Origin of the sequence: Erythrobacter sp. NE805 (assembly GCF_046452355.1) — a bacterium.
In the GTDB taxonomy this organism is placed as follows: Bacteria; Pseudomonadota; Alphaproteobacteria; order Sphingomonadales; family Sphingomonadaceae; genus Erythrobacter.
Genome location: NZ_JBKFDI010000015.1, coordinates 1 through 954 on the forward strand (window position 1 = coordinate 1; position 954 = coordinate 954).

At 65.1% G+C, this 954-nt stretch carries 3 protein-coding genes; all 3 read left to right on the forward strand.

What is annotated here, in order from left to right; all coding sequences use genetic code 11:
* The first annotated feature begins 146 nt into the window (after positions 1–146).
* Positions 147–311 (forward strand): hypothetical protein, encoded by a 165-nt coding sequence (locus tag ACLBKU_RS17665; RefSeq protein WP_410180887.1) that lies wholly within the window; start codon positions 147–149, stop codon positions 309–311.
* Positions 308–745 (forward strand): hypothetical protein, encoded by a 438-nt coding sequence (locus ACLBKU_RS17670; RefSeq protein ID WP_410180888.1) that lies wholly within the window; start codon positions 308–310, stop codon positions 743–745. The genes ACLBKU_RS17665 and ACLBKU_RS17670 overlap by 4 nt, the downstream gene beginning before the upstream one ends.
* Positions 742–954 (forward strand): hypothetical protein (locus ACLBKU_RS17675; RefSeq protein WP_410180889.1); only part of this gene is annotated, 213 nt, incomplete at its 3' end. The genes ACLBKU_RS17670 and ACLBKU_RS17675, both read left to right, overlap by 4 nt.

The following is a 954-nucleotide window of genomic DNA, read 5'->3' on the forward strand; positions in this document are numbered from 1 at the left end:
TCCAGTGAAGACCGACTTCCTGCCTCCGGAGGCCTGAGCCTCGATGACGCGCTGATCGCCAGCGAGCAGGCCCTCCAGCTCAATGCGCTGATCGACTGGGTCGAGGCGCAGTCGGCTGTCCGCTTCACCCCCGCGGAGCCTGTCGAATGAAGCTCGGTACTCACAATCTGGGGACCAGCCCTCTGGCTCGCACGACGATGGTCAAGGTCGAGGAGCACCAGCTCACGCTTACCGCATTCACCCCTTCCGGCATGAAGTCGGTCACCATCTCTGCCGAACAGGCCGAGCTGCTGAAAGATGTGCTTTCGTGATCGCCGCCTCGCTCAGCTTCCGCGACTTCATGATGGCCTGGCTACCGACCATGGCCGCGGTGAGCTTGACGCCGCCGCCGGCGCCGGCGCTCGGCCACATGTTCCTGGTCGACGTCTCCGGCGTGCCGGTGCCCGTTGTCACCTGCCTCCTGGCGGTGCTCGGCATCGGCCTCTCCCGACTCCTCGCCCGGCGCACCGAGGCGCAGCTCGGGTGGCTGAGCTTCGCCGCGGTCACCGCGATCATGCTGGTCGTGGTGCTGCTCTGGATCATCGAGAGCCGCCCCTCGTGGCTCTACGCCTTCGTGGTTTCGATCGGCCTCGGCTTCTCCGGCTATTCGCTGGTCGAGCTGTTCGGCGAACAGATCCGCGCCTTCATCACCGACATCTTCGACAAGGCCCGGTCGACCATCGGCCGCAAGGGAGACGACATGTGATCGCCAACTGGCTCGAGATTTCCATCATCCTCTTCATCTTCGGCGGGATTGGCGTCGTCATCTGGCTTGGCTGGAAGGGCGGTGCGGCCAACCCGGTCAGCACCGGCGACCTCGATGCCCGCCTCGTTTCGTTCAACACGGAGCTGAGCGGCGTCCGGTCGAAGGTGGGCGAGATCGAGGAACGCGTCGAGAAGATGGAGGGGCACTAC

Excerpts from the sequence above, each read along its gene's own strand:
- ACLBKU_RS17665 (WP_410180887.1), top strand. The coding sequence starts at position 147 with ATGAAGCTCGGTACTCACAATCTGGGGACCAGCCCTCTGGCTCGCACG.